The sequence below is a fragment of the Sphaerisporangium cinnabarinum genome, assembly GCF_055567015.1.
In genome coordinates, this window is the sequence record NZ_JBVHRG010000001.1 from 358,556 (window position 1) to 382,638 (window position 24,083).

26 protein-coding genes are annotated in these 24,083 nt (G+C 74.8%); 14 read left to right on the top strand and 12 right to left on the bottom strand.

Going from position 1 to position 24,083, the window contains the following annotated elements; genetic code table 11:
* Positions 1-9 precede the first annotated feature (9 nt).
* From ACZ4MO_RS01585 to ACZ4MO_RS01620, 8 genes are all read left to right on the top strand, one after another.
* The gene (locus ACZ4MO_RS01585) at positions 10-540 is read left to right on the top strand and encodes a mycothiol transferase (RefSeq protein WP_175007441.1); all 531 of its coding nucleotides are present in this window, start codon (positions 10-12) and stop codon (positions 538-540) included.
* A gap of 48 nt (positions 541-588) precedes the next feature.
* Positions 589-960: a hypothetical protein gene (locus ACZ4MO_RS01590; RefSeq protein ID WP_114553001.1), complete on the top strand. Its 372-nt coding sequence runs from the start codon at positions 589-591 to the stop codon at positions 958-960.
* A gap of 203 nt (positions 961-1,163) precedes the next feature.
* Positions 1,164-1,322 (top strand): hypothetical protein, encoded by a 159-nt coding sequence (locus ACZ4MO_RS01595; protein ID WP_009861736.1) that lies wholly within the window; start codon positions 1,164-1,166, stop codon positions 1,320-1,322.
* The gene (locus ACZ4MO_RS01600; RefSeq protein ID WP_186810310.1) at positions 1,319-2,473 is read left to right on the top strand and encodes a glycosyltransferase; all 1,155 of its coding nucleotides are present in this window, start codon (positions 1,319-1,321) and stop codon (positions 2,471-2,473) included. The genes ACZ4MO_RS01595 and ACZ4MO_RS01600 overlap by 4 nt, the downstream gene beginning before the upstream one ends.
* A 65-nt stretch (positions 2,474-2,538) precedes the next feature.
* On the top strand, positions 2,539-3,363 hold the full coding sequence (locus ACZ4MO_RS01605; protein ID WP_175007762.1) for a TipAS antibiotic-recognition domain-containing protein: 825 nt from the start codon (positions 2,539-2,541) through the stop codon (positions 3,361-3,363).
* 388 nt (positions 3,364-3,751) lie between these two features.
* Positions 3,752-4,663, top strand: coding sequence for a DUF2599 domain-containing protein (locus ACZ4MO_RS01610; RefSeq protein ID WP_186810311.1), 912 nt, complete (start codon positions 3,752-3,754; stop codon positions 4,661-4,663).
* 77 nt (positions 4,664-4,740) lie between these two features.
* The gene (locus ACZ4MO_RS01615; RefSeq protein WP_175007443.1) at positions 4,741-5,064 is read left to right on the top strand and encodes a hypothetical protein; all 324 of its coding nucleotides are present in this window, start codon (positions 4,741-4,743) and stop codon (positions 5,062-5,064) included.
* A gap of 266 nt (positions 5,065-5,330) precedes the next feature.
* The gene (locus ACZ4MO_RS01620; protein ID WP_175007444.1) at positions 5,331-7,424 is read left to right on the top strand and encodes an elongation factor G; all 2,094 of its coding nucleotides are present in this window, start codon (positions 5,331-5,333) and stop codon (positions 7,422-7,424) included.
* 116 nt (positions 7,425-7,540) lie between these two features.
* Here the strand turns inward: ACZ4MO_RS01620 and ACZ4MO_RS01625 are convergent, their stop codons facing one another.
* From ACZ4MO_RS01625 to ACZ4MO_RS01645, 5 genes are all read right to left on the bottom strand, one after another.
* On the bottom strand, positions 7,541-8,413 hold the full coding sequence (locus ACZ4MO_RS01625) for a heme ABC transporter ATP-binding protein (RefSeq protein ID WP_175007445.1): 873 nt from the start codon (positions 8,411-8,413) through the stop codon (positions 7,541-7,543).
* Positions 8,410-9,576: a FecCD family ABC transporter permease gene (locus ACZ4MO_RS01630; protein ID WP_499278580.1), complete on the bottom strand. Its 1,167-nt coding sequence runs from the start codon at positions 9,574-9,576 to the stop codon at positions 8,410-8,412. The genes ACZ4MO_RS01625 and ACZ4MO_RS01630 overlap by 4 nt, the downstream gene beginning before the upstream one ends.
* Positions 9,573-10,841: an ABC transporter substrate-binding protein gene (locus ACZ4MO_RS01635; protein ID WP_175007446.1), complete on the bottom strand. Its 1,269-nt coding sequence runs from the start codon at positions 10,839-10,841 to the stop codon at positions 9,573-9,575. Before ACZ4MO_RS01635 ends, ACZ4MO_RS01630 begins: the two co-directional genes overlap by 4 nt.
* 283 nt (positions 10,842-11,124) lie before the next feature.
* Positions 11,125-11,793: a biliverdin-producing heme oxygenase gene (locus ACZ4MO_RS01640; RefSeq protein ID WP_175007447.1), complete on the bottom strand. Its 669-nt coding sequence runs from the start codon at positions 11,791-11,793 to the stop codon at positions 11,125-11,127.
* A 143-nt stretch (positions 11,794-11,936) separates the two neighbouring features.
* Positions 11,937-12,551 (bottom strand): TetR/AcrR family transcriptional regulator, encoded by a 615-nt coding sequence (locus ACZ4MO_RS01645; protein WP_209828102.1) that lies wholly within the window; start codon positions 12,549-12,551, stop codon positions 11,937-11,939.
* An 89-nt stretch (positions 12,552-12,640) separates the two neighbouring features.
* Between ACZ4MO_RS01645 and ACZ4MO_RS01650 the strand changes: the two genes are divergently transcribed.
* From ACZ4MO_RS01650 to ACZ4MO_RS01670, 5 genes are all read left to right on the top strand, one after another.
* Positions 12,641-13,216, top strand: a complete 576-nt coding sequence (locus tag ACZ4MO_RS01650; protein ID WP_074805117.1) for a DinB family protein — start codon at positions 12,641-12,643, stop codon at positions 13,214-13,216.
* 83 nt (positions 13,217-13,299) lie between these two features.
* Positions 13,300-14,313, top strand: a complete 1,014-nt coding sequence (locus ACZ4MO_RS01655; protein ID WP_175007449.1) for a hypothetical protein — start codon at positions 13,300-13,302, stop codon at positions 14,311-14,313.
* 646 nt (positions 14,314-14,959) lie between these two features.
* A complete protein-coding gene (locus ACZ4MO_RS01660; RefSeq protein ID WP_175007450.1) occupies positions 14,960-16,051 on the top strand; it encodes a pirin family protein in 1,092 nt (363 codons plus the stop codon).
* A 23-nt stretch (positions 16,052-16,074) separates the two neighbouring features.
* A complete protein-coding gene (locus tag ACZ4MO_RS01665; RefSeq protein ID WP_043656736.1) occupies positions 16,075-16,899 on the top strand; it encodes a DUF5926 family protein in 825 nt (274 codons plus the stop codon).
* Positions 16,900-17,105: 206 nt separating this feature from the next.
* Positions 17,106-17,987, top strand: a complete 882-nt coding sequence (locus tag ACZ4MO_RS01670) for a glycosyltransferase family 2 protein (protein ID WP_082774333.1) — start codon at positions 17,106-17,108, stop codon at positions 17,985-17,987.
* A 70-nt stretch (positions 17,988-18,057) separates the two neighbouring features.
* On the opposite strand, the gene ACZ4MO_RS01675 is transcribed toward ACZ4MO_RS01670, so the two are convergent.
* Genes ACZ4MO_RS01675 through ACZ4MO_RS01705 form a run of 7 tightly spaced genes read right to left on the bottom strand, consistent with a single transcriptional unit; the run spans position 18,058 to position 23,217 of the window.
* Positions 18,058-18,624, bottom strand: a complete 567-nt coding sequence (locus tag ACZ4MO_RS01675) for a GNAT family N-acetyltransferase (protein WP_175007451.1) — start codon at positions 18,622-18,624, stop codon at positions 18,058-18,060.
* The gene (locus ACZ4MO_RS01680) at positions 18,621-18,962 is read right to left on the bottom strand and encodes a transcriptional regulator (RefSeq protein ID WP_175007452.1); all 342 of its coding nucleotides are present in this window, start codon (positions 18,960-18,962) and stop codon (positions 18,621-18,623) included. Before ACZ4MO_RS01680 ends, ACZ4MO_RS01675 begins: the two co-directional genes overlap by 4 nt.
* Complete coding sequence (locus tag ACZ4MO_RS01685; protein ID WP_175007453.1) at positions 18,959-19,384, bottom strand: hypothetical protein; 426 nt, start codon at positions 19,382-19,384, stop codon at positions 18,959-18,961. Before ACZ4MO_RS01685 ends, ACZ4MO_RS01680 begins: the two co-directional genes overlap by 4 nt.
* 18 nt (positions 19,385-19,402) lie before the next feature.
* Positions 19,403-20,845, bottom strand: coding sequence for a sugar porter family MFS transporter (locus ACZ4MO_RS01690; protein ID WP_175007454.1), 1,443 nt, complete (start codon positions 20,843-20,845; stop codon positions 19,403-19,405).
* Between the two features lie 40 nt (positions 20,846-20,885).
* Entirely contained in the window at positions 20,886-21,308 is a 423-nt protein-coding gene (locus ACZ4MO_RS01695; RefSeq protein WP_108049177.1) for a sensory rhodopsin transducer, read from the bottom strand.
* A complete protein-coding gene (locus ACZ4MO_RS01700; RefSeq protein WP_175007455.1) occupies positions 21,305-22,078 on the bottom strand; it encodes an SDR family oxidoreductase in 774 nt (257 codons plus the stop codon). Before ACZ4MO_RS01700 ends, ACZ4MO_RS01695 begins: the two co-directional genes overlap by 4 nt.
* Entirely contained in the window at positions 22,075-23,217 is a 1,143-nt protein-coding gene (locus ACZ4MO_RS01705) for an enolase C-terminal domain-like protein (RefSeq protein WP_175007456.1), read from the bottom strand. Before ACZ4MO_RS01705 ends, ACZ4MO_RS01700 begins: the two co-directional genes overlap by 4 nt.
* A 115-nt stretch (positions 23,218-23,332) precedes the next feature.
* On the opposite strand from ACZ4MO_RS01705, the gene ACZ4MO_RS01710 reads away from it, so the two are divergent.
* On the top strand, positions 23,333-23,974 hold the full coding sequence (locus ACZ4MO_RS01710) for an FCD domain-containing protein (RefSeq protein WP_175007457.1): 642 nt from the start codon (positions 23,333-23,335) through the stop codon (positions 23,972-23,974).
* Positions 23,975-24,083 lie beyond the last annotated feature (109 nt).

Sequence of the window (24,083 nt, forward strand, 5' to 3'; positions counted from 1 at the left end):
GGTGGCGCCGTGACCGACCACCGCACCGACCCGCCCGTCGCCGCCGACGAGGTGACCACGCTGCGCGGCTTCCTCGACTTCCACCGCGACACGCTGCGCTGGAAGACGGCCGGGCTCGACGCCGCAGAGCTCGCGCACCGGCTGCGGCCGTCGTCGATGACGCTGGGTGGGCTGCTCAAGCACCTCGCGTTCGTCGAGTCGCAGTGGTTCTCGCAGGTGCTCCTCGGCGAGGCGCTCATCCCCCCGTTCGACACGGCGGACTGGGCCGACGACCGCGACTGGGACTGGACCTCCGCCGCGGGCGACTCGCCGGAGGAGCTGCGCATGCTGTTCGACCGGGCGGTCGCGGCGTCGGACGCCGTGCTCGACGCGGCGCTCGGGGACGGGGGCCTCGACCGGCTGAGCGCGCGCGCCGACCGGCACACGGGCGAGCGCTGGACGCTGCGCTGGATCCTCGTGCACCTGGTCGAGGAGTACGCGCGGCACAACGGCCACGCCGACCTGCTGCGCGAGGCGATCGACGGGACCGTGGGGGAGTAGCGCCGCAGACGGTTGCCGACGGCGTCGCCGCCCGGGACGATGGCGGACGTGACCGCCCCCGAGCAGCCCGCGCCCCGTCCGTATCGTCCGCGCGTCGCCGCCGTCGTCCTGGTGGCGCTCGTCGTGCTGGGGACGGGTCTGCTGCTCGCCGCGCTCTGGGTCGCGAGCCGCCCGACGTCGTTCGGCTGGTTCGCGTACGCGCCGCTGTCCGACACCACGTTCGTGCCCGTGGGTGCGTACCCGCCGGGTGCCGCGGCGCTCCTTGCGGGAGCCGGAGCCCTGCTGGTGGGCGGGGCGGTCGGGTTCGTCCTCGGACGGCGCCGCGCCGCCCCGGCGCAGCAGACCTCCGCGCCCTCGCCGGCACCGTCCGACGGCCCCGGCTCCGCCCCGTCCGACGGCGGGAAGGCACCGACCACCTGACGCGCCACCACTGACGCCCGGTCGCCGCACGCCGCGGGGGCCGGGCGTCGTCGTGTACCCACCGGCCGACGGCGGAGCACTCGTCCACGGTCCCCGCGTGCTCACCCGACGTCCCGGGCGGTGCTCCACCGCGCCCGGGGCCCGGATGGGTACCGGCCCCTGCGCCGGACGGTGGAACCACCGACGACGACAGGAGGTGGATCGTGTACCAGCTCGGTACGACTCAGGCAGGGACCGTGCTCGCGACGACGGGAGCGATCGCGGGCTTCTACGTGGTGGGAGCCTGGACGCTCGTCGTGGCGGGGCTCGCGCTCGTCATGACGGCGCGCGTCCTGCGCAAGCGGCTCGCGGAGCACCGATGAGCGCGGCGACGCTCCCACGGGTGGTGGTCGTCGTCCCGGCACACGACGAGGCCGCGGCCCTGCCGACGACGCTCGCGTCGGTCCGGGCGCAGACGCGCCCGGCCGACCGGGTCGTCGTCGTGTCCGACCGCAGCACCGACGGGACCGTCGAGGTGGCGCGTCGCCTGGGTGCGGACGTCGTCGAGACGGTGGGCAACACCGGCCGCAAGGCCGGGGCGCTGAACCAGGCGCTGCGCGGGGTGGAGGCCGAGAACGTCCTCGTGCTCGACGCGGACACGACCATCGCCCCGACGTTCGTCGAGGACGGCCTCGCCCTGCTCGACGGGCGCCCGGAGCTGGGTGCCGTCGGCGGCGTCTTCCGCGGCACACCGCCGCGCTCGGTGCTCGAGCAGCTGCAGTCCGACGAGTACGAGCGGTACGGCGTGCAGATCGACGTGACCGGGCGGACGGCCGTCCTCACCGGCACGGCCGCGCTCGTGCGGACCGAGGCGCTGCGGGCGGTCGCCGCCGCGCGCGGGGACCGGCTCCCGGGGCGGCGCGGCGACGTGTACGACGTCGGCGCCATCACCGAGGACTCCGAGCTCACCCTCGCGCTGCGCACGCTCGGGTACGAGCTCGCGTCGCCGGTGCGGATGTCCTGCACGACGGAGCTCATGCCGACGTGCCGCGACCTGCACCGCCAGCGCGTGCGCTGGTACAAGGGGATGCTCGACAACTTGCGCGCGTACGGGTTCACGCGGGTCACCGCCCGATACGTCGGGCAGCAGGCGATGCTCGTGCTGAGCACGCTGATGCTCGCGAGCCTCCTCGTCCTCACGGCGCTGACCGTCGTCGCGGGCACGTTCCGGGTGGTCCCGGTGTGGCTCGCCGTCGGCGGCGTCCTGGTGCTCGAACGCCTGGTCACGGTGTGGCGGAACGGGCCGAAGGGCCGGCTGCTCGCCGTGCTCGTGCTGCCCGAGCTGCTCTACGACCTGTTCCTCCAGGTGGCGTTCGTCCGGGCGTGCTTCCTCGCCGCGACGTCGCGCGACGCCGGGTGGAACCACGTGGCGCACACCAGCATCTCCAGCAGCGCGGCCGAGAACGCCCCCGAGACCGTCCCCGCGAGCGCCACCGGGAGCGCCCAGAGCTCGAAGCAGTTGACCTTGACGTGACGTCAACTTCTACCGTGGTTCCGGTGCCGCACGAGAGCACCACCGACGCACGGGAGGAGCAGGAGATGAGGACGACGGGCGCCCGCACGGCCGACTGGTCCATCCAGGAGGTCGCGCGCCTGGCCGGGACGACGAGCCGCACGCTGCGTCACTACGACGCGGTCGGGCTCCTGCCCCCGAGCCGGGTCGCGGCGAACGGCTACCGCCACTACGACGCCGACGCGCTCGTCCGGCTCCAGCGGATCCTGCTCCTGCGCGACCTCGGTCTCGGCCTCCCCGCGATCCGTGAGGCGCTCGACGGCCCGCCCGCCCGGCAGGGTGACGGGCCGCCGTCGGGCACCGCGCGGCGGGAGGCCCAGGTGCGGGCGCTGCGCGGCCACCTCGAGTGGCTGCGGGCGGAGCGGCAGCGGCTGGCGCGGCAGATCGCGTCGGTCGAACGGACGATCACCACGATGGAAGGAGGTGGCGAGCTCATGGCGGACGACATGTTCGACGGGTTCGACCACACGCAGCACCGCGACGAGGTCGAGGCCCGCTGGGGGAAGGACGCGTACGCCCGGAGCGACACCTGGTGGCGCGGGATGTCCGACGACGAGCGCGCCGCCTGGCAGGACCGCACGCGTGCGCTCGGCGCGGACTGGACCGCGGCGGCCGCCCGGGGCGTCGACCCGACGTCCGACGAGGCGCAGGGGCTCGCGCGCCGCCACGTCGCGTGGCTCGGCGGCATCCCCGGCACGCCGGGCGCCGGGGCGGCACCGGTCAAGGAGTACGTCGTCGGCCTCGGCGAGATGTACGTCGCGGACGAGCGGTTCGCGAGGAGCTACGGCGGCGTCGAGGGCGCGACGCTCGTGCGCGACGCCCTGCGCGTCTACGCGGACGCCCACCTGTAGCCCCGGGCCCGGGCCGGGACCTCCGGCCCGGGCGCGACCCGTGCGACGTCATGAGCCGAGCACGAAGAACCCGGCTTCGACACGAACCGCCAGAGGCGTGCCTCGATACGCTGCGCCCAGTTCCCGGGCACGTCCCGGTGACTCAGCCCGTATCGCGGCGCGCCGTCGGTACCGAGCTCCGCGCCGTGTAGGTTCTGGTGTCGTCACCCAGGGGGGTGCGTAGAGCTCTGGAGGAGCGCGCAATGGGACAGTTTCACCGATCCGTTCTTCAGGCGCGACCGCGGGCGCGTTGTGTCTTGCGCTCGTTGGCGGAGTCACGGCGGCTGCAGTTGCCGAAGAGCCTGAGCTCGCGCCCGTCGTCGCTGCGTACAGCGACGAGGCAGCGGACGTGCTGGCGGTGCTGGCATCTGCCGGCACGGCAGATGGCGTCGTCCTGACGGACGTCGCTACCGCGCCATCACAGGGGCACGGCGATCTCGCGCTGGACGTCTCCACCGAGGTCGCTGACGTCACCGTGCCGGTGGACCCCGAAGGCGCCGTGGACCTGACGTCGCAGAGCGGTGAGAGCCTGTCCCTCCGGCTCCCGCACGCCGCCAGTGCACAGGATGCTCAGCCGATCGCTGACGGCATCGTCGCGTACCAGAACGACAACGAGACGTTGACCGTGCCCGTCGTCAAGGGTGACGGATCGGTCCAGGTCACCACGATTATCGAGTCAACGCAGAGTCCTGAGCGGTTCCCCTATGAGGTGAGCCTGCCGGACGGCGCCCAAGCCGAGGTCGTAGAAGGTGGCGGCGTTCAGTTCACTTCCTCGACCGGGGAGTTCCTCGGTGGCTTCACCCCACCGTGGGCGACCGACGCAGAGGGGGCGTCGCTGCCGACGTGGTATGAGATCGATGGCTCGACGATCACCCAGGTCGTGGACCATCAGGATTCCGGCGCGGCGTACCCCGTTGTCGCAGACCCTTGGCTCGGTGCCGACCTGTTCGGCTATACCGGCTACAACCGCAAGGGCACGTGGGGTGGACAGGTCGTCATCTCCGCAAAGCTCTCCGGCTGGGGCTGGTACTGGTACACCACCGGCTCTGGGCAGGCGATCTTGCACTCGGCCGGTTGGTCCGAGCTCCTGAAGAAGCGGCCCCAGGCTGACGACGAGGCGACGCTGAAGCAGCAGTATCAGTGCCACGTCGTCTTCGGGTACGCGGTCTGGCTGGCCGGTCTGCACTGGGACCTGGAGAAGGCTCGTGTCAACAAGTCCAACTGGCTCGCGTCCGCCGCCAGCCCCAAGTGCAACTGGTAGACCCGGTGACACGAGGGCGTTGGATCGCACTAGGTGCGCTGATCGCGGTCCTTGCTGGGGCAGCTGTCGCGTTCGGCATGGCCATCTGGGACACCAGGGACGAGATCCCCCAGTCGACGTTTCTCCCCCACGAGGAGGGGGACCCGTTCCTCCTGCCAGGCGCCCGCGACGCGACCAGCGACACCTGCACGGACGACGTCCCCTGTCGCTGGGCTGTCGAGGCAGACACGGCGACCGTCATGATGTTCGACAGTCAGGACGACGCTGAAGCAGCGTCCAACCAGCTTCCGGACGCTCGCCGGTCCAACTGGATCGTCGTACGGTTCGAACCCGGCATGCTCACCCGCGCTGAGCAGCAAGAGTTCATGTCCTACGTCGAAGGCTTCTACACCTCCGGCTAGGTGCGCTTTCCAGGGAGGTCATCTCGTCCTGATGCCGTGACGACGTGGGCGCGTCACCGGACGAAGGCCGCCGGTGGTGAGCTAGAGCTGTCCAGGAACCGCTTCGCTCCCGCCGCAGACGTCGAAGAATGCCGCCCCCACCGCCCGCACGCCAGCTCGCCCGGCATCCAGCCCGGTCGCTCGGCTGGTCAACCTCGTCTGGAACATCGCGGCTAGCCTGGAACCCCGGCGGGACACGGCGCCCCGCCGCCCGCCAGGAGGCAGCCATGGCCACGACGTCGACGTCCACCGGCCCGGCCACGACCCGCAACGTCGCCCTCGTCGGGCACAGCGGGTCGGGCAAGACCACGCTCGCCGAGGCGTTCCTCCACCGGGCGGGCGTCGTCCCGCGCCCGGGCTCCGTCGCGGAGGGCACGACCGTGTGCGACCACGAGCCCGAGGAGGTCGCGCGCGGCATCTCCGTGAGCCTCGGCGTCGCGCACCTCGACTGGCGCGCGCCCGACGGCACGACCTACCAGGTCACGCTGCTCGACACGCCCGGCTCGCCCGACTTCGCGGGGTCCGTGGACGCGGCGCTCGCGGTGGCGGACCTCGCCGTCGTGGTGGTGAGCGCCGTCGACGGGGTGCAGTCGGGCACGGAGGAGGTCTGGCGGCGGTGCGACGAGGCGGGGATCCCCCGCCTCGTCGTCGTCTCCCAGGAGGACCGCGCGCGGGCCAGCTTTCGCACCGTCCTCGCCGCGCTCCGGGCCGTGTTCGACGCGCCGTTCGCGCCGCTCGAGCTCCCGCTCGGGGAGGAGCAGACGCTGCACGGCGTGGCCGACGTCCTCACCGAGCGCGCCCGCGAGTACGGCGGCGGGCAGGGGGCCTGGCAGGGGCACGACGAGGAGGTCCCCGCCGACGTCCGCGACGAGGAGCACGCGCTGCACGACGAGGTCGTCGAGGAGATCGTCACGCACGACGACGACCAGCTCGAGGCCTACCTCGGCGGCGACGAACCGGGCCCGGCCGACCTGGAGCGCACGCTCGCGCACGAGGTGCTGGCGGGCGAGGCCGTGCCGGTGCTGCTCGCGTCCGCCGTCACCGGCGTCGGGGTGGACCGGGTCCTCGACCTCGTGTGCGAGCTCGGGCCGTCCCCCGCGGACCGCCCGGCCGTCGTCGTGCTGCCCGACGACGCGGGGTCGGGCGAGGTCGTGACGTCCGAGGTCGCGGCCGACCCCGCGGGCGACGCGCTCGTCCACGTCTTCCGGACGGTCGTCGACCCGTTCGTCGGGCAGGTGTCCGTGTTCAAGGTGCTCTCCGGGACCGTCGCGACAGGGGACCGGCTCGTGAGCACCGCCACCGGTGCCGACGACCGCGTCCACGGGCTCTTCCGGCTGCGCGGTCGCGAGCACCTGGCCGTGGACCGTGTCGTCGCGGGCGACGTCGCCGCCGTCGCGAAGGTCTCCGCCGCGTCGACCGGCACGCTCCTCGCGGGCCGCCGGATGCCCGTCACGGCGCGCGACCTGCCACCGCGGCCCCCGGTGTACACGCTCGCGCTGCGGCCCGTGTCGCAGTCCGACGACGACAAGCTGTCCGCCGCGCTCGCGCGGCTGCGCGCCGAGGACGCGACGCTGCACGTCGACCTCGCCGGCTCGCAGGCGGTCCTCGGCGGCCTCGGGGACGCGCACCTCGCGGTGGCGGTCGAACGGCTCGAACGGTCCTTCGGCGTCCGTGTCACGACCGAGCCCGTCCAGGTCGCGTACCGCGAGACGATCGCGCGCGCCGTCGAGGCGGAAGGCCGCGTGAAGAAGCAGTCCGGCGGGCACGGGCAGTTCGCCGTCGTGCAGCTGCGCGTCTCCCCGCTCGCGCGCGGCGAGGGGTTCGCGTTCGTCAGCTCCGTCGTCGGCGGGTCGGTGCCGCGCCAGTACCTGCCCGCGGTCGAGCGCGGCGCGCGCGAGGCGATGGAGGCCGGCGGGCCGCACGGCTTCCCCGTCGTCGACCTGCGCGTCGAGGTCCTCGACGGCAAGGCGCACTCCGTCGACTCGTCCGACATGGCGTTCCGCACCGCGGGCGGCGTGGGGGTGCGCGAGGCGCTCGCCACGGCGGGGACGGTCGTGCTCGAGCCCGTCTCCGCGGTGACCGTGACCGTCCCTCCCGACGCGCAGGGCGACGTCATGGGCGACCTCTCCGCGCGCCGTGGCCACATCACCGCGACCGACTCCCTGCCCGACGGCCGCGTGCGCGTCGACGCGCTCGTGCCCGAGGCCGAGCTGACCCGCTACGTGCTCGACCTGCGCTCGATCACCGGCGGGCGCGGGTCGTTCACGGCCGTGCCCGACCGCTACGAGGTGCTCCCCGGCGGCGTCGGGGCGAGTCGCTAGGCCGGACCCTCTCGCCGGGCGGTGCTCCACGGTCTTCGACCCCGCGCAGAGAAGATCCCCCGGGTTGCGCATCGTGGAGAGGCGTGGGGGATGTCGTGCTCCCGACCCTGTCGTCCTCAGCGGCGCGGCACGACGATCGGCGCGCCGCCGCCCGGGTGGTCGACGACCTCGACGGGGTAGTCGTAGACGTCGCTCAGCAGCTCGGCGGTGAGGACGTCGCGCGGCCCGCCGTCGGCGACGACGCGCCCGCCCGCGAGGACGGTGACCTGGTCGGCGTACGCGGCCGCGAGCGAGAGGTCGTGCACGACGACGACCACCGCACCGCCCGCGGCGGCGTGCGCCCGGGCGAGCTGGAGCACGAGCTCCTGGTGCTTGAGGTCGAGCGCGGCGGTCGGCTCGTCGAGCATGAGGAGCGCGGTGCGCTGCGCGAGTACGCGCGCGAGCGCGACGCGGGCCTTCTCGCCGCCGGACAGCGAGGTGAAGTGCCGGTCGGCGAGGTGCTCGACGTCGGTCGCGGCGAGCGCCTCGGCGACCGCGGCGTCGTCCTCGTCCTCGGACGGCGTGCCGCGCCACGGCGAGCGGCCCATGCGCACGACGTCCACGGCGGTGAACGGGAAGCTCAGCGACACCTGCTGGAGCATGACCGACCGGCGCAGGGCGAGCTCGGTCGGGGTCCACGCGGCGAGCGGACGCCCGTCCACGGTGACGTCGCCGGCCTCGGGCCGCAGGTCGCCGGTGAGCACGCCGAGCAGCGACGACTTCCCGGCACCGTTCGGGCCGAGCAGCGCGCGGACCTCGCCCGCACGCACGTCGACCGACACGTCGCGCAGGATCGGCGCCTCGCCCAGGGTGAGGGACACGCCGTGCGCGGCGGTGACCACGTCGCCGGGCGCGGCACGCCCCGGGAGGCGGGACCGCCGTCGGGCACCGGTGACGGCGGTGCGCAGGGAGCCGAGGAACGACGAGCCCTCGTGGCGCAGGTCGCTCATGCCCAGCCTCCCTGGCGCGAGCGCGTGCGGCGCAGCAGGTAGAAGAAGAACGGCCCGCCGACGAGCGACGTGATCATGCCGAGCGGCAGCTCGACGTTCGCGACGGCGCTGCGCGCGAGGAGGTCGGCGGCGAGCAGCACGACGGCACCGCCCAGCACGGACGCGGGGATGAGCGTGCGGTGGCTCGGCCCGCAGACCATGCGCACGAGGTGCGGCACGACGAGACCGACGAACGCGATGATCCCCGTGAACGCGACCCCGGCGGAGACGAGCAGCGCGACGAGGACGATGACGAGCTGGCGCAGCCGCTCGACGTCGACCCCGAGGTGCTGGGCGGCGCGCTCGCCGAGCGCGAGCAGGTCCATCCTGCGGCGCACGAGCATCGCACCGGTGACGCCGACGACGGAGATCGGCAGGACGACCGCGACGGACTGCCACGTCGCGCCGCCGAGCGACCCGAGCTGCCAGAAGACGATCTGCTCGCGCGCGGCCGGGTCGGCGACGAACGTGAAGAACGCGAGCATCCCGCCCGCGAACGCGTTGACCGCGATGCCCGTGAGGACGAGCGTCACGACCTCGGTGCGACCGCCGGCGCGCGCGAGCGCGTAGACGACGAACGTCGTGACGAGACCACCGACGAACGCCGCGGCGGCGACCCAGGTGCCGGGCACGAGCGCGCCCGCGGTGACGATGACCGCGCACGCGCCGACGGCCGCACCCGAGGACACCCCGATGACGCCCGGCTCGGCGAGCGGGTTGCCGAACACGCCCTGCATGAGGGCGCCCGAGCACGCGAGCGCCGCGCCCACGACGATCGCCAGGACGACGCGCGGGAACCGCACGACCCACAGCGCGTTCTCGCCCTGCGGGTGCGACGGCATGGGTCCCCAGTCGAGCCCGACGTGGTGCGCGAGCGAGCCGAGCACCTCCGCGGGCGACACGGGCACCTGGCCCGTCATGCCGGACACGACGGTGAGCACCGCGAGCGCCACGCCCAGCCCGACCATCAGCCACCGGGCCGCGCGGCGGCGCTGCTGCCCGACGGCGGGCCCCACCCGGGCGGGCCGGCCGCCGGGGCGCCGGGCGCCGTCGGGCACGGTCGCGCCCTCGGGACCGGGCGCGTCCTCGGGCGTGCCGAGGGGGCGGGTGGCGGGCGCGCTCACGACGCCGGGAGCTCCGGCGCGGGCACGCCGTAGAAGGCCTCGACGAGCGACGCGATCGTGGACCCGGTGCGGGGGCCGAACGTGAGCAGGCGCGAGCCGTCCATGTCGACGACGCGGCGTGCCTCGCCCGCGGGCGTCTGCGCGAGGCCGGGGATCGCCATCATGGCGTCGAGGCCGCCCATCGACTCGAGCCCGTCGGTCATGACGAGGTAGGCGTCGGGCGCGGCGCTGATGATCGCCTCGCTCGTGACCGGCGCGTACTGCTGCGTGAGGCCGATCGCGGTCCCGGCGTCCTCGCCGCCGATCTCGCGGATCAGGTCGTCGGCTCCGGAGCCTGGCCCGAAGAGCATCTTGATGTTCGACCCGCGCAGGTAGAGGAACGCGACGCGCGGCGTCCCGGTGTCCTGCGGCACCGCGGCCAGGGCCGCGCAGATCTGCCGGTCCGTGCGCTCGACGAGCGCCTCGCCCTGCTCGGGCACGCCCAGCGCGGTCGCGACCGCGCGGATCCGGTCGTCGACGCCGTCGAGCGTGCGGGCCTCGTCGAAGTACACGACGGGGATGCCCGAGCTCTCGAGCTGGCCGCGCACGTCGTCGGTGAGGATCGTCGCGTCGGTGAGGATCACGGACGGGTCGAGCCCGAGGATCGCCTCGACGTCGAGCGCGTGGCCGGCGCCCGTGACGACGGGGACGTCCGCGGCCTCGGGGAAGCCCGTCGGCAGGTCGCGGCCCACGACGTTCGCGCCCAGCCCGAGGCTGTACACGATCTCGCCGAGCGTCCCGTACAGGTCGACGGGGATGATGCGGCTCACGTCGGTGATCTCGACCGGCCGCCCGTCGACCGACTCGACCGTCACCGGGAGCTGCGGGGCGGGCGCCTCGGCGACCGGGTGGATCGCGTCGTCGGTGAACGTCGCGCTCGTGGGACCGGTGGGGAACGACGCGGGGTCGACGTCGGAGCCGCCGCCCGCGGCCCGCGACTCCGCGAGCGTCGTGCAGGCGGGCGCGGCGGTGCCCGGGGTCTCGGCCGGGGTCGCCTCGACGGGCGCGGCGTCCTGGCTCGCCTCGGCCGACGGCGTCGCGGGCGGCTCGTAGGGGAGCGGCGAGCACGCGGCGACCAGGCCCAGCAGGACGACGGCGCCCGCCCCTGCCAGCGCGGTCACGGTCCGGCGTGCGCGGCGGGGCGCGGCACCCGCCGCACCCGTGGGCGACGTCGGGCGGCTCGACGACGAGCCGGGGTGCGGCGCAGGGCGGGCAGCGTGGGGCATGGGGAGTTCTCCAGGGAGCGGTCCGCGGGAGGCGCGACCGGCCACGGCCGCCACCTCGCTCAGGTAAGACGAGCCTAACCTGACCAGCAGGCGGTTCTCGACCCTCGACGAGGTAACACACCTCACGCCGCGCGCGGTCGCCCGCTGCCCGCCCGGAGCCTGCCCACCCGCCACCTGCCCACCCGCCACCCGGCGAGCATGGGGTTCTGGCCCGTCGGCGGGGTCAGACGAGCCGCCACCGCATGGTCGACGGAGCCGGGGTGGTGCGCGCCCGATCCAGGGGCTACGGGTGGGCCGCGCCGAGGTCGGCGAAGAGGTCGCTGTTGAGGCGGAAGGCGTGCTTGGCCTCGGCGACGGTCTCGTCGAGCTGCTCCGGTGTGAGGACCAGGGCGTCGAGGCGCTCGCGGTAGACGTCCTTGAACGGCTTGGACTTCGGGATCTCGACGAACGTGTAGAAGGCGAGGCCGTCGCCCGACAGCCCGTAGTGGCGCTCCAGCATCCGCTTGATGATCTGCCCGCCCGAGAGGTCGCCGAGGTAGCGCGTGTAGGCGTGCGCGGCGTACGCCGGCAGCGACCCGCCGACCGTGCGCAGGCGGGCGACGTAGCGCTCGGTCGCGGGGTGGATCGTCACGCGCTCGGCCCAGTCGGCGCCCACGAGGAACGTGAGGTCCTTCTCGATCTCGGGGGTGCGCGTGAGCTCGTCGAACACGAGGCTCGCGCCCTGGGCGTCGGCGCGCATCGCGGCGCTCGCGTCCTCGAGCGCGCCGTAGATGGCCCACTGCTGGGCGGCGAGGTCGGCGTACGCGGCGACGTCGAGGCGGCCGGACATGAGCCGCTCGACGAACCCGGAGCCCTCGGCCTGCTCGTGCTCGGGGCGCGTGCCCTCGCGCAGCCGCTGCGACAGCGGGACGGACTCGTCGGCGCGGTGGAGGTCGTGGGTGAGGGCAGTCACGGGATGGCTCCTGCGGGTGCGTCGGGGCGGGACAGCACGTCCTGACGCCGTGTCATGACGATGCGTCAGGAACTGTAGCCCACGGAGGTGAGGCTTGCCTATCCTCTGTCCGTCATCCGACCCCGGAGGGCGCGCTCCAGGCGTCAGCCCGCGAGCGCGGGCGAGGTCGCGTCAGCTCCGACGGCGCGCAGCACGAACGCCTCGGTCGCCTCGATCGCCTGCTCGCGCGCGACGGGGTCGTCGGGCACGAGGCGTCCGGACAGGCACGCGTTGACGAGCTGGACCGTCGTGTCGATGTCCTGCGCGGGGAACTCGCCCGCCTCGATCCCCGACCGGACGATGCGGCGCAGGATCGCCTCGACGAGCTCCGCGTGCTCGCGCAGCCGCTGCCGCGTGGTCCGCGAGAGCACGGTGCGCAGGTCCGGCCCCGGGGCCAGGTGGAAGATGCGCTTGAGCTGCGCCTGCTGGCGGATGTAGGTGCGCAGCTGCTCGACCGGGTCGGCCACGTGCTCCAGCGCGCGCTCGAGCGTCCCGACGTACTGCTCCGTCTCGTGGGTGATGAACCCCAGGAGCAGGGCCTCCTTGTCGGGGAAGTGGTTGTAGACCGCGGTGCGGCCGACCCCGGCGGCGGCGGCGATGTCCGCGAGCGAGATGGCGTCGAAGCCCCGGTCCATCATGAGGGTCGAGAGCGCCGCGAAGAGCTTCTGCCGGGTCTGGGCGCGGTGCTCGTGGAGGGACCCTCCGATGATCTTGGGCATGCTGACATCATAGGCAGGTCGTGTCAGAACGCTAATCCCCGACGATCCGGGCCCCGGGAGGGTGCTGCGCCGTCTGGCACACTGCCGCCATGGACACGACCGCGTCGCCCGAGGGCGTCCCCGCCGCCGCCCCGGACCCGGAGTTTCCGCCCGTCCCCGCGGACACCAAGGACTGGACGTGGGTCATGGAGCGCCCGTGCCCCGAGTGCGGGTTCGTCGCCGCCGAGGTCACGCCCGACCGCGTGGGCGCCGCGGTCCGCGACGCCGTCCCGCGCTACGTCGCGGCCCTGGCCCGCGCGGACGCGCGGACCCGCCCCGACCCGACGACCTGGTCCGTGCTCGAGTACGCCGCGCACGTCCGCGACGTCTTCTCCGTGTTCGACGTGCGCGTGCAGTCCATGGTCGAGGGGGACGACCCGCGGTTCGCCAACTGGGACCAGGACGCGACGGCGGTCGCGGAGGACTACGCGCACCAGGACCCGGCCGTCGTCGCGCGCGAGCTCCGGATCGCGGGCGAGCGCGTCGCGGGCCGCTTCGACGCCCTCGTCCCCGACCAGTGGGAGCGTCCCGGGCGGCGCTCGAACGGGTCGGTCTTCACGGTCCGGACGCTCGGGCAGTACTTCGTGCACGACGTCGTCCACCACCTCCACGACGTCGGCGCCTGACGCGCGCGGGTCCCGGCGAACGGACCCACGCTCGTGACACCGCCGTAACACCGCCGCCTCCCGGGCGCTCTACGTTCCGGTTCATGGACGCCCCCGTCGTCGGCCTGGTGCCGGACGCGCACGCCGGTGCGCACCTGCTCGCGACGCCCCGCTCGCGCGGCGCGGCCCGCACGCCCGTGGACGCGCTCGCGCGCGCCTGGTTCGCCGGCGCGGCCTGGACGACCCCGCCGGGCGGCGGGGGCGCGGCGCGGCCCATGGCCGGCGCGCGGTTCCGGGGCGTCGTGCCCGACGGCGTCGTCGCACCGGGCGAGCTGCGCCTCGCCGAGGGGGCGCGCGTCGTCGGGCCCTTCGCGCTCACCCCGCCGCAGACGCACGCGCTCGGCCTCGCGGGCGGGAGCGCCGAGGCGTACGCGTTGCACGTCGACCACCCCGACGCGCGGCTCGCGCCCGCGGCGGTCGCCGCGACCGACGACCGCGACGGGCTGGTGCGCGCGTTCCCGGCGGGGCTGCCGCAGGGGCTCGAGCTCCGCGTGCTGGGCTGGGCCGTCGCCGCGGCCCGGCGCGTCGGCGGCGCGGTCGTCGCGGACGGCCGGGCCGTGCTCACGCCCGACCCGGCGTCGGGCGTCGACCTCACGCTCCACAGCGCCCACGTGCTCGGGCCGGACGACGCGCTCGGCGTCCTGCGCACGACGGTCCCCGGCGCGAGGGTCGTCGCCGTGCGGGCGGGCGCGGACGGCCTCGCGGAGTACGTGCTGTCGGGAGAGACCCCGTACGACGGCGGGGTGCGGCTCGAGGCCCGACGCGTCGCGCAGGTCCCGCTCGCCCTCGACGGGCTCGACTGGCGCGAGCACGGGCCGCACGCCTACCGCCTCACGTGGGTGCCGACCGAGCCGGACGAGCTCGCGGTCGAGCGGCCCTCGGGGCTGCACGTCCTCGCGCGCTCGCGCGCCCGGGTGCTGCTCGCCCGGCTCGCGGCGATGCTCCAGGGTCGCCTCGCGGGGACGCTCGTCGACGACGGCGGGTTCGTCGTGCGCGACCTCGACCTCGACGAGCGGCTCTCCCCGGCGGCGGCACCCACGGCGCGGTTCTGGGTCTGAGCGCGTGCGCACGGGGCGCGCCGAGGGGCCGGCCGGGCCGGGTCCGCGCCGAAATCTGTCCACAGAATTCATCCACAGGCCTGTGGGCAGCGTGGGAACGGCGCGGGGCGTCCTGTGGACGAACCTGTGGTCATCCGGGCGGCCCAAATGACAACGGTGGGAACTCTTGCAGACCCCCGGGCCGAGGACTACAAACGTCCGTAACGGCCCGGACGGGCGCACACGGACGACGGGGTTCCGGCACGCATCATGCAGGGGTCTGACGGCCCCGCCAGGACCGCACGACGTCCCGCCGCGCACGCGAGGGCACGGCCGACCGGAGAACGGTGGACGACCCGCCACCCCCTGCTGCGGGGCTGCGCGCGACGGCGCAGGTTCCTACCGGACCCGGAAGGCCGACCGCGATCGGCGTCACCGCACCTGCCCGGGCACCCGGGCCGGACGCGAGGGCGCCGGGCCGCCACGTCGCGAGCGGCGCCCCGACGGGCCACCCGGCCCGACCGCCCCGGGGTCGCGCGGACACGGCGAGGCCCCTCGGAATCCTGCTCCGAGGGGCCTCGTCCCCATTCTCCCGCGGGCGCGGCCCGACGCGAAGACCGTCCACAGGCGCAGGAAGGCTCCGCCCCGCACGCCTACGCTCGTGCCCATGAGCAACCTCGAGACCCGGCCGGAGGAGCGCGTCTGCTCGGCCGGCGCGCCCCACGACGACGGTGCACGCGCCGCGGTCGAGATCCTCGAGCACCGGGACGTCCCGCTCGGGGGCACCCGGGCGATGCGGGTGCGGCGCACGATCCCGCAGCGCGCCCGGTCGCTCGTGGGCGCGTGGTGCTTCCTCGACCACTACGGCCCCGACCCGCTGCCCGCCATCGGCGACGGCACCGACGGCATGCAGGTGCCGCCGCACCCCCACACCGGGCTCCAGACCGTCACGTGGCTGTTCGCCGGCGAGATCCTGCACCGCGACGCCGTCGGGTCGCTCCAGACGGTGCGGCCCGGCGAGCTCAACCTCATGACCGCGGGTCGCGGCATCTCCCACTCGGAGGAGTCGCCGCGCGGCGAGCGGCCCCCGGTCCTGCACGGCGTCCAGCTGTGGGTCGCGCTGCCGGGCGACCGCCTCGCGGACCCGCCCGCGTTCGAGCACCACGCCGACCTCCCCGTCGCCACGGTCGACGGCGCGCGGGTGCAGGTCTTCCTCGGCGCGCTCCGCGTGGGCGGCGCCGCGCTGCGCTCGCCCGCCACGACCTTCACGCCGATCGTCGGGGCGCAGCTCGACCTCGCGCCCGGCGCGCGCGTCACGCTCGACGTGGACCCGGCGTTCGAGCACGGCCTCCTCGTCGACGACGGCGTGGTGCGGCTCGAGGGCTCGCCCGTCCCGCCGTCGTCGCTCGGGTACGTCGAGCCCGGCCGCACGACGCTCGTCGTCGAGGCGGGACCGGACGCCCCCGCCCGTGCGGTGCTCGTGGGAGGCGAGCCGTTCGGCGAGGACATCGTCATGTGGTGGAACTTCGTCGGCCGCTCGCACGACGACGTCGCGCGCGCCCGCGCGGACTGGCAGGCCCAGCTCGTCGTCACGGGGGACCAGGGCCCGAACCGCGGCGGCACCCGGTACGCGGACGGCGCGCGCGACCGCCGCTACGGCGAGGTCGTCGGGTACGACGGCGGCCCCCTGCCCGCGCCCGCGCTGCCCGACGTCCGACTGCGCCCGCGCACCCGGCCCGCCGCTCCGCCGCGCCGGTAGGTCGCGCCAGTAGACTGCCGCGCATGGCCAAGAACACCACGCCCGACTTCGTGCTGCGCCCGTTCGAGGGGCTCCCCGGCGAGACCGACTGGGTCGCGATGCGCGAGGTCGTCCCCTCGGCCACCGCGACCGCGCGCACGACCGCCGAGCACGGGGCGCGCGACGTCCTCGTCGTGACGGTCCTGCCCGCCGGCTGGGCCGCGCTGCACCGCCAGGACGGCACGATCCTCCTCGCCGTCCAGACCCTCGCCGGCTCCGGCGACACGAGCCGCGACCTCGCCGCCGCGCTCCTGGAGGCGATCGACGCCGAGCCCGGCACGTCCATCGAGACGAGCGCCCTGCCCGACGCCGGCCCGCGCCTCCAGGACGTGCTCGACCTCTCCGTCCCGTTCGACGTCACCGTGCACGAGGACTTCGCCTTCTGGCTGGACCCGTCGGCGGAGATCACGCCCGACCTGCGCGCCTCGCTCGACCAGGCGGCCGAGTCGATGGTGCCCACCGTCAAGCTCGACGCTGTCGAGTCCGCGTACTGGTGCCGCATGTCGCGCGAGTTCCTGCGCTGGGCCCGCCCCGAGCCGGAGGACGCCCTCATCGACGCGATCTCGCGCCTGCACGCGAAGCGCGAGTCCGGCCTCGCGGGCGGCAAGTTCGTCGGCGCGTTCCGGTCGAGCGGCCTGCTCGTCCCCGTGTGGGAGCTGCCGCGCGGCACGGAGGCGGACGAGCTCGAGGGCCCGGTCGCGGAGCTCGACGCCCGCCTCACCGAGGCGCTCGCGGTCACGGAGCCGCTCGACGCGAACGAGCGCCGTGCGCGCGCGGGCATCGTGTCCCGGCAGGTCACGCTCCGCTGACCCGGAGCACCCCGCGCGAGCGCACGACGCGGGAGCGCGACCACCCCGAGAGCCCGCCGACGCCCCTGTCGGCGGGCTCTCGCGTCGAGTAGGATCCGGGAGACCTGGGAACGCAGCCCGGTCGTCCTGCGGAGATCCCGAGCGGATCCGCTGGTGGAACGACGACACATCTGCGGCCAACTCTTTGCACTACTAGGCTGGACGGCGTGAACGCGGACCATCGGTCGACCGATACGGGGAAGAACACGGGGAGTGCCCCCACGAGCACGGCGAGCACGCCGCCGACGTACCTGTCGGCGTCCGGGACCCGGGCGCGCACGCCGCGCCCGGTGGCCGGCGACGGGCGCACGGGCCGCGCCGTCCGCCAGCGCGTCGCGGTGATCATCCCCGCGAAGGACGAGTCGCGTCGCATCGCCGCCACCGTGCGCGCCGCGAAGGCCATCCCGCACGTCGACCTCGTGCTCGTCGTCGACGACGGCAGCGAGGACGACACCCAGCACGTCGCGCGCGAGGCGGGGGCCGTCGTCGTGCGGCACTCCCACAACCGCGGGAAGGCCGCGGCCATGGAGACGGGAGCCGCGGTCGTCGCGATGCGCGACGCGGCCGACCGCCCGCCGCGCCTCCTGCTCTTCATCGACGGCGACCTCGGCGAGACCGCCGTGAACACCGCGCCGCTCGTCGCGCCCGTCCTCGACGGGTACGCCGACGTGGCCATCGCGCTGCTCCCGCCCCAGCCGGGTGCCGGGGGCCGGGGGATCGTCGTGGGCGCCGCGCGCCGCGCGATCCAGTCCCTCACGGGGTGGACCCCGACCCAGCCCCTCTCCGGGATGCGGTGCCTCACGCGCGAGGCGTTCGAGGCCGCGACCCCGCTCGCGCGCGGCTGGGGCGTGGAGACGGGCATGACGATCGACCTGCTCCGCAAGGGGTACGTGGCGGTCGAGGTGCCGTGCGACCTGCGCCACCGCGCGTCGTCGAACGACCTCAAGGGCCAGCTCCACCGCGCCGCCCAGTACCGGGACGTGCTGCTCGCGGTGAACGCGCGCAAGATGCGCTCCGCCGTCGACCGGGTGCGCGCGGGCGACCACTAGCCACGCGGGGCCGCCGCACCGGGCGACCCGGCACGGCAGGTCGCTCGGCGCGGCGGCTCGGCGTCGGGGCTCAGTGCCTCGGCGTGCGGACCATGCCGTGCACGACGGGGCCGTCGTGCACCTGCGTGGTCGCGGTGCGCACGAAGCCCAGCCGCTCGTAGAAGGTGACGTTGCGCGCGTCGGAGGTCTCGAGCGCGACGGGCGCGTCCCCGAGTGCGGGGTCGCGCAGCGCCGCCCGGCACACCGCGGTGCCGAGCCCGGTGCCCTGGAGCGACGGCAGGACCCCTACCGTCGCGAGCACCCAGGCGTCCGGGCGGGGCGGCGGGAGCTCCGCGGTGGCCACGGCCTGCAGGCGTGCGCCGTGCAGCGCGGCGACCCGTTCCTGGACGTCGTCGGGGGGTGCGGGGGCGTCGGGCGGCATGAGCGCGACGACGGCGTCCACCGGCTCGTGGACGACGACGATCCCGTGCGCGACGGCGTGCTCGAGGTAGATCTCCTGGAGCGCGGCGAGGCGCTCCGGGTAGCCGTCCTCCGGGACTGCCCAGCGGGTCCAGGGATAGTCGTGGAACGCGTCGGCGAGGGTGCGGGCCGCGGCGGGGACGTCGGCGGCGGTGGCTCGACGGAACGTGGGCGTCATGGTGCGGTGCCTCTCGGGGTCGGGTCGGGTCGCGGCTCGATCGCGCCGGTGCGGGCGATCTGCTCGAGGGTGCGCACGTGCTGCCGGAACGCGTCGAGCCCGCGGTCGCTGATGCGGACCCACGTGCGCGTCCGGCGCCCGGCGGCCTCCTTGCGGATCTCCACCAGACCCGCGTCGGAGAGGGCGGTGAGGGTCTGGGAGAGGGACGAGTCGCTCAGCTCGACCAGGTCGGCCAGGAAACGGAAGTCCGCGCTCTCGACGTTCGCCAGGGCGGCGAGGATCGAGAAGCGCACGGGCGAGTGGATGAGCGCGTCCAGGCCCTTGCGCGGGTGGCTCACCGGCGTGCGCTCGCGAACGCGCACGCCGCGAACGGGGAGGCGGCGACGACGCCGGCGAGGACCCACCAGGCCGACGACGCCGCGCCGACGAGCTGGAGCGCCGGGTCGAGCATCGCGAAGTACAGCACCGCCCAGGTGATCAGGGCGATGCCCATGTCGCGCACCCAGTGCCGCGGCGCCGCCCGGTGGTGCCGCGCGACGGCGGACCACAGCAGGGCGAGGACGACCACGAGCACCGTGGTGGCGGGCCACCACGGTGCGTCGAGGACGTCGATCGCGATCGTGTACGCGAGGGCGGTGACAGCGTGCCCGACGCTGAGCCAGGGGTACCAGCGGGTCGCGCGGTGGGCCTGGGCGGCGACCTCCTCCGCCTGGCCGAGCTGACGACGGGCCTGCTCCGGGGTGATGGAGTTCTGGATCATGCAATCACTTTAACACTCCTAAAGTGAGCGATGTCCACCCGACGCCGTCTCTTCCCGCATCTCCTCGAGCGGGCGGTTCGCCGTCTCGGGCAGCGCGCGGAGCACGAGCACGAACGACGCGGCCGCGAACACCGCGTAGAGGGCGTAGCTGCCGGGGAGCGACAGGTCCCGGAGCGAGGGGAACGTGAGGTTGACGGCGATGCCCGCCGCCCAGTTCGCGGCGGCGGCGAGCGAGGCGGCGCGGGCGCGCATCAGGTTGGGGAACATCTCTCCGACGAGGATCCACACCACGGGACCCCACGAGACGGCGAAGGCCACGACGAAGACGTTCGCCGCGACCAGGGTCACGACGCCCCACGCGTCGACGAACACGACGCCGTCCGCGGTCTGCCGCGCCTGGGCGAACCCGGTCGCCATGACGGCCAGGGCGACCGTCATGCCCACCGAGCCCACGAGCAGCAGGCGACGCCGCCCCACGCGGTCGACGAGGAAGATCGCGACGACGGTCGCCGCGACGTTGACGAGCGACGTCAGGGCCGAGAGCCAGAAGGCCTGCTGCTCGCCGAAGCCCACCTGCGCCCAGAGCGACGTCGAGTAGTAGAAGATGACGTCGATCCCCACGAGCGCCTGGAGCGCGGCGAGCGCGATCCCCAGCCAGACGATGGGCTTGAGGCGGCCCGGCCCGGAGAACAGGTGGGACCACGCCGGCCGCGCCTCGTGGAGCGTCCCCTCGATGGTCGCGACGGCCAGGAGCGCGTCGCCCTCCGGGACGCGGTGGAGGCGCCGCAGCGTGCGGGCGGCGCCGTCGCGGTCGCCGCGCATCACGAGGTACCGCGGCGACTCGGGCAGCAGGACCGCCGCGACCACGTACGCCACCGACGGCACGACCGCGACGAGGAACATCCACCGCCAGGCGGGCAGGCCGAGGGCCAGCTCCGCCTCGGCCCCGCCCGCGGCGCGGACGAGGAACGCGTTCGAGACGAGCGCGGCGAAGATGCCCAGGACGATCGACATCTGCTGCGCCGTCGCGAGCCGCCCGCGCAGGCGGGCGGGTGCGATCTCGGCGATGTAGAGCGGCGCGACGACGGACGCCATGCCCACCCCGACGCCCCCCAGGAAGCGCCACAGCGCGAGGGTCGGGCCGTCGTGCGCGACGGCGCACAGCACCGACGTGGCGACGAACAGGGTCCCGGCGACCATCATGAGGCGCCGTCGTCCGAAGCGGTCCGCGATGGTGCCCGCGGAGAAGGCGCCCACCGCCGCGCCGAGGAGCGCGCTCGCGACGATCACGCCCACGAGCGCGCTCCCGACGCCGAGCTCGGCCTTGAGGGCGTCGACGGCGCCGTTGACCACGGCCGTGTCGAAGCCGAACATGAACCCGCCCAGCGCCGCCCCGACGGTCGACGCGACGACGAGCGGGGTGAGGGCGCCGTGGCCGAGGCGGCCCGTCGCGGCGTTCACGGCGTGCCCCGGCGGAAGGTCGTCGGGGTGGAGGTCTGCGTCATCGGAGGTCCTCTCGGAAGGTGTCGACGGGATGGGCGATCGTGCTGAACAGGGCGTTGGCGGCCTGCCGCGAGTCGAGCCGCGTGTGCTGGACGACGACGGGCGCCGACGCGACGACGACGGCCGAGTAGTCGGTGCCGCGGGGCACGGGCTCGGGGTCGTCGAGGTCGTTGAGCGTCACGTGGCGCACCCGCTCGGCGGGCACCACCACGACGTACGGGCCGGCCGGCGGGCGGTCGGTGAAGTAGAGCCGGATCTCGACGCGCGCGTCGTCGGGACCGGCGTTGAGCAGGCACAGGCTCTCGTGGCTCGCGAGGGTCGGGTCCTCGCCCGTGCCGTACGGCGGGATCCAGCCGTCGCCGATCGCCCAGCACGTCGCCCCGACCCGGGGGCGACGTGCCGGGGCGTCCGGCGCGCTCATACGCTGATCGACGACTTGGCGAGGACGCCGCCGTCGCACCCGACGAGCGACCCGGTCGTGTACGACGAGCGGTCCGACAGCAGCCAGAGCACGGGCTCGGCGATCTCCTCGGGCTGCGCGAGCCGGCCCAGCGGGACCTCGCGCTCGATCTGCGCGCGCGTCGCGGCGACCTCGTCGGCGGGCACGTTGGCCCACATGAGGGGGGTCTCCGTCGGGCCGGGGACGATCGCGTTCACCCGGACCCCGTGGCGCGCGTAGTCGACCGCGAGGGTGCGGACCATGGACGAGATCGCCCCCTTCGAGGCGCCGTACGCCGTCGCGCCCCCGGCCGCGAAGCCGACCGTCGCGGCGGGCGAGCCGCACAGCACGACGCTCCCGCCGCCGTCGGCGACCATCGTGCGCAGCACCTCGCGCACGACGAGGAACGTGCCCGTCACGTTGACGTCGAGCACGCGGCGCCACGTGGCCGGGTCCAGCTCGTGCGCCGCCCCGCCCACGTCGATCCCGGCGCCCGCGAAGAGCCCGCGCAGCGGCGGCCCGGCGTCCACGACCGCCCCGACCGCCGACGCGACCGCGGCAGCGTCGGTCACGTCGAGCACGTGCGCGCGCCCGTCCCCGCCCGCCTCCCGGGCGAGGTCCACGGTGCCCGCGGCGCCGTCGGGGTCGAGGTCGAGCACGTGCACGAACCAGCCTTCCCGGGCGGCGCCCACGGCGACCGCCCGACCGATCCCCGACGCCGCGCCCGTCACGACGAGCGACCGGGGGCTCACGCCGCGCTCCCGAGCAGCGCGTCGACGTCGCAGTAGCGCGCGAGGCGCTCGCGGTCGAGCGTGACACCGAGGCCGGGGCCGTCCGGGATCGGGAGCATCCCGTCCGCGTCGAGCGTCCAGCGGTCCGTCGTCAGGTCGTCGATGTAGGGCGAGCCGGTGACGTACTCGACGAGGTCCGTGTCCGGCAGCGCGGAGGCGAGCTGGAGGTCGGTGGCGAGCCCGACGGCGGTGTTCCACCCGTGCGGCACGAGCTTGACGCCGTGGTCGTGCGCGGACCACGCGATGCGCCGCAGCTCGCTCGTCCCGCCGACCTTCGTGACGTCGGGCTGCACGATGTCGAGCGCGCCGCCCTCGATCCACGGCTGGAACGCCTGGCGGCGCGTGAGCACCTCGCCACCGGAGATCGGCACGGGCGAGCGCCGGCGCAGGTGGGTGTAGTCCTCGATCGCGTCCGGTGGCAGCGGCTCCTCGAACCACGCGACGCCGTAGGCGTCGAGCATCCGGGCGGTCCGCAGGGCCCACTTGTAGCCCTGGCTCCACGCGCTGTCGCTGCCGCCGGCGTCGACCATGAGCATCGCGTCGGGGCCGACGGCGTCGCGCGCCGCGGCGACGATGCGCTCGTCGAGCCGCTCGTCGACCCGGCCGAAGGGGCCCCAGCCGATCTTGAACGCGGTCCATCCCTCGGCGCGCAGCGCGGCGAGGTGGTCGCGCAGCGCGTCGGGCTGGTCCATGAGCAGCGAGGCGTACGGGCGCACCCGGTCGCGGTACCGCCCGCCGAGGAGGCGCCCGACGGGCTGACCCGTCGCCTGGCCGAGGAGGTCCCACAGCGCGGTGTCGACGCCGCTGATCGCGTGCGTGATCGACCCGCCGCGCCCCATCCAGAACGTCGTGCGGTGCAGCCGTTCGCTCGTGCGCTCCGGCTCCAGCGCGTTCGCGCCCACGAGCAGGGGCCGCAGGACGTCGAGCGCGCCGCGCACGAGGTCCTCGGTCGTGAACACGCTGCCGACGCCGACGAGCCCCTCGTCGGTGTGGACGGCGACGAGGGTGTGCACGACGTCGTCCTGGCGCAGCTCCTCCTGCCAGCCGCCCTCGGGGGTGGCGCCGCGCAGGCCGGCGGCGGTGATGGCGGTGATCCTCATGGGTGTCCTCTCGTCGGTCTGTCGTGGTCCGCGACTCTAGGGCGCATGATGGTAGATGGTCAACCATCGGCCACCCACTAGGGTGGGAGCCCTCCCGAGTGAGAGGGTCTCCGTCGTGCCCGTCCTGCCCGCATCGCCGCCCGAGTCCCGGCGCGACTGGGTCCTGCGCCACCTGCGCGAACGCATCGCCTCCGGCGACCTCGCCGCCGGCGACCGCCTCGTCGAGCGTGACCTCTCCGCCTCCTACGGCATCAGCCGCGGCCCGGTGCGGGAGGCGATCATGGTGCTCGAGCAGGAAGGGCTCGTCGTCTCCCACCCGTACCGCGGCGCCGTCGTGGTGGACGTCTCCCAGGAGGAGATCGCCGAGATCCTCGTCCCGGTGCGGACCGTCATCGAGAAGGTGGCGTTCCGCGCGGCGGCGCGCGCGCAGGACCCCGCGCTCCTGGACGCGCTCGACCGCACGGTGGCCGCGATGGAGCGCGCGGCGGACCCGCTCGACGCCCGGCGGCTCGCCGACCTCGACCTCGAGTTCCACGAGGCGGTGATCGCCGCCGCGAGCCACACGCAGTCGCTGCAGATCTGGCGGCTCATCCAGCCGCGCGTCCGGGCGTACTTCGTCCGGGACGCGCCGCACCACGAGGACGCGCACGCCGTCGTCGAGCAGCACCGCGAGCTGCTCGCCGCGCTCCGCTCGGGCGACCCCGCCCGTGCGGAGCGCGCGATCGAGGCGCACGTCTCGGTGTATCTCCAGCCCTGACCGGTCGGCCCCGCCGGTGGCCCCGGAGCCCGCACGGACGCACCATGGGAGGGCGGGCACGACGGCGTGCCCGGGCGGCTCGCCGCGCGAGCCGGACCGACGACGACGG

Coding starts and splice junctions, on each gene's coding strand:
- ACZ4MO_RS01600 (WP_186810310.1), top strand. CDS start 1,319: ATGAGCGCGGCGACGCTCCCACGGGTGGTGGTCGTCGTCCCGGCACAC.
- ACZ4MO_RS01605 (WP_175007762.1), top strand. CDS start 2,539: ATGAGGACGACGGGCGCCCGCACGGCCGACTGGTCCATCCAGGAGGTC.
- ACZ4MO_RS01615 (WP_175007443.1), top strand. CDS start 4,741: ATGGCCATCTGGGACACCAGGGACGAGATCCCCCAGTCGACGTTTCTC.
- ACZ4MO_RS01620 (WP_175007444.1), top strand. CDS start 5,331: ATGGCCACGACGTCGACGTCCACCGGCCCGGCCACGACCCGCAACGTC.
- ACZ4MO_RS01625 (WP_175007445.1), bottom strand. CDS start 8,413: ATGAGCGACCTGCGCCACGAGGGCTCGTCGTTCCTCGGCTCCCTGCGC.
- ACZ4MO_RS01635 (WP_175007446.1), bottom strand. CDS start 10,841: ATGCCCCACGCTGCCCGCCCTGCGCCGCACCCCGGCTCGTCGTCGAGC.
- ACZ4MO_RS01645 (WP_209828102.1), bottom strand. CDS start 12,551: ATGCCCAAGATCATCGGAGGGTCCCTCCACGAGCACCGCGCCCAGACC.
- ACZ4MO_RS01650 (WP_074805117.1), top strand. CDS start 12,641: ATGGACACGACCGCGTCGCCCGAGGGCGTCCCCGCCGCCGCCCCGGAC.
- ACZ4MO_RS01655 (WP_175007449.1), top strand. CDS start 13,300: ATGGACGCCCCCGTCGTCGGCCTGGTGCCGGACGCGCACGCCGGTGCG.
- ACZ4MO_RS01660 (WP_175007450.1), top strand. CDS start 14,960: ATGAGCAACCTCGAGACCCGGCCGGAGGAGCGCGTCTGCTCGGCCGGC.
- ACZ4MO_RS01665 (WP_043656736.1), top strand. CDS start 16,075: ATGGCCAAGAACACCACGCCCGACTTCGTGCTGCGCCCGTTCGAGGGG.
- ACZ4MO_RS01675 (WP_175007451.1), bottom strand. CDS start 18,624: ATGACGCCCACGTTCCGTCGAGCCACCGCCGCCGACGTCCCCGCCGCG.
- ACZ4MO_RS01685 (WP_175007453.1), bottom strand. CDS start 19,384: ATGATCCAGAACTCCATCACCCCGGAGCAGGCCCGTCGTCAGCTCGGC.
- ACZ4MO_RS01695 (WP_108049177.1), bottom strand. CDS start 21,308: ATGAGCGCGCCGGACGCCCCGGCACGTCGCCCCCGGGTCGGGGCGACG.
- ACZ4MO_RS01705 (WP_175007456.1), bottom strand. CDS start 23,217: ATGAGGATCACCGCCATCACCGCCGCCGGCCTGCGCGGCGCCACCCCC.